Below are 5,456 nucleotides of genomic sequence, written 5' to 3'. Positions count from 1 at the left end.
TCCGGCGGGTTCGGGGCCGGCGAAACGACGTTCGTCGGCGCCCGACAGAACTTTGATAAGTGCCTCTGAACTGCGGTTTTTGAGTGGAGCTAAGGGGACTCGAACCCCTGACCCCCACACTGCCAGTGTGGTGCGCTACCAGCTGCGCCATAGCCCCGTGAACTTGTGCTCATCGAAGCTACACCACCTGCAGTAAGCCTTCAAAAGCCCAGGTCACGGCACTTCGCCGCCGGCCTCGGGGCCGAGTGGTCGAGCGGGTGTCGGCTCGGCGGGTGGCCGGCCGCGGGTTTCGGGTGCGAGCGTCCAGCCCATCCCCGCGAGCAGCAGGACCACGCCGCTGGCCACAAAGGCCCAGCCGAACGAGGTGTGCTCGGCGATCTGGCCGACCGCAACCGAGCCGACGATCGACCCTAGGTCGGCCATCATCTGAAACGTCGCCACGGCGGTGCCCGCCCGGGCCTTGCTGCCGATGATGTCGGCGACCGCCGCCTGCTGCGGCGAGCTGAACATGCCCGAGGCCGCGCCCGCCACGTACGCGCCCGCGAGAAACAACGGCAACGACGTCGCGAAGCCCACCACCGCCGTTGCCAGTGCCGACACCGACAAGCCCACGATCAGCAGCCTGCGGCGGCCCACCCGGTCGGACAGATATCCGCTGGGGAACACCGCGGAGACATTGCCGATCGCGAACGTCGCCAGCGCAAACCCCGCGATACCCGGACCTTGATCGAGGGCCTCCGACACGAACAACGGCACCAGCGCGATCCGCAGGCCGAACACCGACCACCCCGTCGCAAAATTCGACAGCAGTGCCGCCCGATACGCCCGCTGTCGCAGCGCGACCCGCACCGTCACCGTCGGCTCCGACTGCTCGGCCCGCGCGGCCAGCGACGAATGCCGCAGGCTGAAGAACACCACCGCGGCCGCGATCATCAACGCGACGCCGTAGATGATGAACGGGGCGCCAAGCCCGAATCCGGCTGTGGCGGCGCCCAATACCGGCCCGGCAACCGAGCCCAGCAGGAACGAGGTGGAGAACATGCCCGCCACCCGGCCGCGGGCGTCCTCGGGGCTGATCCTGATCATCAAACCCAGCGCCGAGACGAAGAACATCGTCGAGCCGACGCCGCCGAGCGACCGGAACAGCAGCAGCTGCCAGTAGGTCTGCGCGAACGCACACGCCGCGGTCGTCACCGCCACGATCAGGATGCCGCTGACGTAGACCTTCCGCTCCCCCAGCCGCTGGATCAGCACGCCGGTCGCCGGGGCGAAGCACAGCCGCATCACGGCGAACGCGGTGATCACGAACGTCGCGGCGCTGATGCTCACCCCGTAGTTGCGGGCGTACTGCGGCAGCACCGGCGACACCACCCCGTACCCCAACGCGATGACCGCATTGGAGGCCACGAGGATCCATACCTCGCGGGGCAGCCGGACCTTCGGCTGCTTGCTTGTCGGAGTTGGATATTCGCCCTCCGCAGGCGAACTCACGCCGTGCCTTCTTGGAGGACCTTGTCTACCACTTCGCGGGCCGCCTCCTGAACCTCGGCGAGATGAGTTGGGCCGCGGAATGATTCGGCATATATTTTGTAGACGTCCTCGGTGCCCGACGGGCGGGCGGCGAACCAGGCGCTTTCGGTCGTCACCTTCAACCCACCGAGCGGCGCGCCGTTGCCCGGCGCGGTGGTCAGCTTGGCGGTGATCTCCTCGCCGGCCAGTTCGGTGGCCGTGACTTGCTCGGGTGACAGCTTGGCCAGTCGCGCCTTCTGCTCACGGTCGGCCGGCGCATCGATGCGGGCATAGCTTGGCGCACCGTACTTTTCGGCCAGTGCGTCGTATCGCTGCGACGGCGTGGAGCCGGTAACCGCGAGAATCTCGGACGCCAGCAGCGCCAGGATGATGCCGTCCTTGTCGGTGGTCCACACCGACCCGTCGCGGCGCAGGAAAGACGCACCGGCACTCTCCTCGCCCCCGAAACCGATGGTGCCGCTGAGCAACCCGTCGACGAACCATTTGAAGCCGACCGGCACCTCGACCAGCTTGCGGCCCAGACCGGCGACCACCCGGTCGATGATCGACGAGCTGACCGCGGTCTTGCCGACGGCCGTCGATCCCGGCCACTCCGGCCGACTGGTGTACACGTACTCGATCGCCACCGAGAGATAGTGGTTGGGGTTGAGCAGCCCACCGTCGGGCGTGACGATGCCGTGCCGGTCGGCGTCCGCGTCGTTGCCGGTCGCTATCTGATACGACTCGCGGTTGGCGATCAGCGATGCCATCGCGTTGGGCGAGCTGCAGTCCATCCGGATCTTGCCGTCGGTGTCCAGCGTCATGAACCGCCACGTCGCATCGACCCGCGGGTTGACCACCGTGAGCTCGAGGTTGTGCCGTTCGGCGATCGCGCCCCAGTAGTCGACGCTGGCCCCGCCCAACGGGTCGGCGCCGATGCGGACGCCTTCGGCCCGAATGGCGTGCACGTCGACCACGTTCGGCAGGTCATCGACATAGGCATCCAGGTAGTCGTGGCGCTGCGCGGCCCGCTGGGCCTGGGCCAGCGACACCCGCTTCACGCCCTTGAGTCCCTCCCGGAGGATTTCGTTGGCCCGTTTGGCGATCACACCGGTCGCGTCGGTGTCGGCCGGCCCGCCGTTGGGCGGGTTGTACTTGAAGCCGCCGTCGCGGGGTGGGTTGTGCGACGGCGTGACGACGATGCCGTCGGCCAGGTCGCTGTCGCGACCCCGGTTGAAGGCGAGGATGGCGTGACTGACCGCCGGCGTGGGCGTGTACCGGTCAGCGGAATCGATCATCGCCACAACATCATTGGCGGCCAGCACCTCCAGCGCCGATGACCACGCGGGCTCGGAGAGCGCGTGGGTGTCGCGGCCGATGAACAACGGACCCGTGGTGCCCTGGCTGGCGCGATACTCGGCGATGGCCTGGGTGGTGGCCAGGATGTGCGCCTCGTTGAACGCCCCGTCCAGGCTGGATCCCCGGTGCCCGGACGTGCCGAACACCACCTGCTGCGCGACGTCATCCGGATCGGGCTCGACGGTGTAGTACGCCGTTACGACCTGAGCAACATCGATGAGGTCCTCGGGCTGCGCCGGCTGACCGGCACGTGGATTGGCCGCCATAGCCCCGATTCTGCCCCTGTGACAAATGTCGCTACCTGACGGTCCGCAAGCTGACCGCTATTAGTGCGCCCCGAGAGGCCCGGTGGCTTCGAGCCGTTGGGGGAATCGGGGCAGGCGAACGGCGTGTGGTCGTGAGTTGTCGGTGCTTTTCCATAGCGTTGGTGGCATGTCCGAGGGCCGGTTTCGCCGCACGCCGGGTGGGGTGTGCTCGTTGGGGTTGCACCTGTTGTGGTGCCCGAAGCATAGGCGCCGGATTCTGGGCGGCCGCTGGGCCAAGAGTTCCCGTATCTGCGCAGGTTCGCGAGGGTGTTCGGGTCGCCGTCGTATTTCGCCGCCTCGGTCGGATACGTCTCGTAGTCGACGGTGCGCCGCTACATCGCACATCAGTGGGATGCGGTGATGGCGTCGTGAGACGCGCCTACCTGTTCCGGTTGCGGCCCACGGCGCGCCAGCACGGTGCGCTGGCGGCGTGTCTGGACGCGCATCGTGAGTTGTATAACGCGGCGTTGCAGGAACGTCGGGATGGGTGGGCGCACAGCAAGACCCGCATCCTCTATGGGGATCAGTCCGCGCAGCTGACCGAAATCCGGACCGCGCGCCCAGATCAGGCGGTGTGGTCGTTTTCCAGTCAGCAGGCGACGCTGCGCCGGCTGAACAGGGCGTTCGCCGGGTTCTTCGGCCGCGTCAAACGTGGTGAGAAGGCCGGCTATCCGCGGTTCAAGGGCATGACGAGGTTCGACAGTGTGCAGTGGCCCAAAAACGGAGACGGTGCCCGCTGGCTACCCGAGGCCCGGCGGGTGTACCTGCAAGGCATCGGCCACATCAAGGTTCACGTGCACCGGGAAGTGGTCGGACGGGTGAAGACGATCCAGGTCAAACGCCAAGGCCGACGCTGGGTGCTGGTGCTCTCCTGTGACGACGTGCCAGCCAACCCGCTGCCGGCGACCGGCCGGCGAGCCGGGGTCGATGTCGGGATCGCCCGTTTCGCCACCACCAGCGACGGGACGCACGTAGACAACCCACGCTGGAGCCGGGCTGCCGCCGATCGGGTGGCCACTGCCCAGCAGCAACTGCAGCGCGCCAAATGTGGGTCGACCAACCGCGACCGCAAGCGCGAAACCCTTGCGGCTCGGCATCGCAAGGTTGCCAACCAGCGCAAGGACTTTCACCACAAACAAGCCCGCGCCCTCGTCGTCCGCTATGACATGCTGGTGGTGGAGGACCTACAAATTGCCAACATGTTGCGCCGGGCCAATCCCGCACCCGACCCCGATAACCCCGGCCAGTATCTGGCCAACGGAGCCCGGGCGAAATCCGGGCTCAACCGAAGTATCAGTGACGCCGGCTGGGGCCGATTCATCTCCGTTCTGCGCGCCAAAGCGGAAGACGCTGGGCGTATCTGGATTGAGGTCGACCCCCGCCACACCTCTGACCGCTGCGAAGCCTGTGGGCATGCAGCACCACAGAACCGCGTCACACAAGCGGTGTTTCGTTGTACCGCATGCGGTCATCGCGCCCAGGCCGACGAACACGCTGCACGCAACCTCTTACGGGCTGGACTGGCCCTTCACGCCCAATCAGCGTGAAAAGAAGCCGACGGCATCCAGCCGTCGGAGAAGTCACACTTCTGGTCATGCGCGCATTTGACCGACGCGAGCTGGCCGCGGTCTTCGCCGGCGGGGCCGTCGGCACCGTTGCCCGCGCCGTCCTCGAAGAGCTCGCCGCGCCGGATCCCGGGCGATGGCCGTGGCCGACGTTCACGGCGAACATCGTCGGGGCGTTCCTGCTGGGCTACTTCACCACCCGGCTGCTGGAGCGGTTGCCCCTGTCCAGCTACCGCCGACCGCTGCTCGGCACCGGCCTGTGCGGCGGGCTGACCACATTCTCGACCATGCAGGTCGAGACGCTGAAGATGCTGGAGCACAGGCACTTTGGGCTGGCCGTCGGCTACACCGCGGCCAGCATCGCCGTGGGACTGCTCGCCGTGTATCTCGCTACGGTGATGGTGCGCCGCGTGCGGGTGCGCCGATGACCGTCGCGGTGTGGGCCGGTGTGGTGGTGCTCGGTGGCGTTGGTTCGGTGCTGCGGTTCGTCGTCGATCGAACGGTGGCCGCCCGGGTGGCGCGGTCGTTTCCGTTCGGCACCTTCGCGGTCAACCTCAGCGGCGCCACGGTGCTCGGGCTGCTGTCCGGGCTGGCCCTGAGCCCGCATGCCGCGCTGCTGGCCGGCACCGCGCTGGTCGGCTCCTACACCACGTTCTCGACCTGGATGCTCGAAACCCAGCGGCTCAGCGAGGAGCGGCAATGGTGGCCGGCGATTGCC

Annotated in this window: 5 protein-coding genes and 1 tRNA gene; 3 read left to right on the top strand and 3 right to left on the bottom strand. The window is 67.5% G+C overall.

The features are described from left to right. Nucleotides 1-84 precede the first annotated feature (84 nt). The 3 genes from ACRDU5_RS19970 to pgm all read right to left on the bottom strand — a co-directional run bounded on the left by ACRDU5_RS19970 (nt 85) and on the right by pgm (nt 3,134). Nucleotides 85-157 (bottom strand) — tRNA-Ala (locus ACRDU5_RS19970). A 56-nt stretch (nt 158-213) separates the two neighbouring features. Then, nucleotides 214-1,491, bottom strand: coding sequence for an MFS transporter (locus tag ACRDU5_RS19965; protein WP_526616562.1), 1,278 nt, complete (start codon nt 1,489-1,491; stop codon nt 214-216). After that, nucleotides 1,488-3,134 (bottom strand): phosphoglucomutase (alpha-D-glucose-1,6-bisphosphate-dependent), encoded by a 1,647-nt coding sequence (pgm, locus tag ACRDU5_RS19960; protein WP_526616560.1) that lies wholly within the window; start codon nt 3,132-3,134, stop codon nt 1,488-1,490. Before pgm ends, ACRDU5_RS19965 begins: the two co-directional genes overlap by 4 nt. A gap of 407 nt (nt 3,135-3,541) precedes the next feature. On the opposite strand from pgm, the gene ACRDU5_RS19955 reads away from it, so the two are divergent. The 3 genes from ACRDU5_RS19955 to crcB (ACRDU5_RS19945) all read left to right on the top strand — a co-directional run. Next, nucleotides 3,542-4,720: a transposase gene (locus tag ACRDU5_RS19955; protein ID WP_526616558.1), complete on the top strand. Its 1,179-nt coding sequence runs from the start codon at nt 3,542-3,544 to the stop codon at nt 4,718-4,720. A gap of 47 nt (nt 4,721-4,767) precedes the next feature. Continuing rightward, a complete protein-coding gene (gene crcB / locus ACRDU5_RS19950; RefSeq protein WP_526616556.1) occupies nt 4,768-5,166 on the top strand; it encodes a fluoride efflux transporter CrcB in 399 nt (132 codons plus the stop codon). Then, the coding region (gene crcB, locus ACRDU5_RS19945) for a fluoride efflux transporter CrcB (protein WP_526616554.1) at nt 5,163-5,456 on the top strand (294 nt) is incomplete at its 3' end. The genes crcB (ACRDU5_RS19950) and crcB (ACRDU5_RS19945), both read left to right, overlap by 4 nt.

The organism is Mycobacterium sp., assembly GCF_050701515.1.
Taxonomy (GTDB): domain Bacteria; phylum Actinomycetota; class Actinomycetes; order Mycobacteriales; family Mycobacteriaceae; genus Mycobacterium.
Note: the sequence above shows the minus strand (reverse complement) of the source record. Positions and strands in the feature narration are given on the sequence as shown.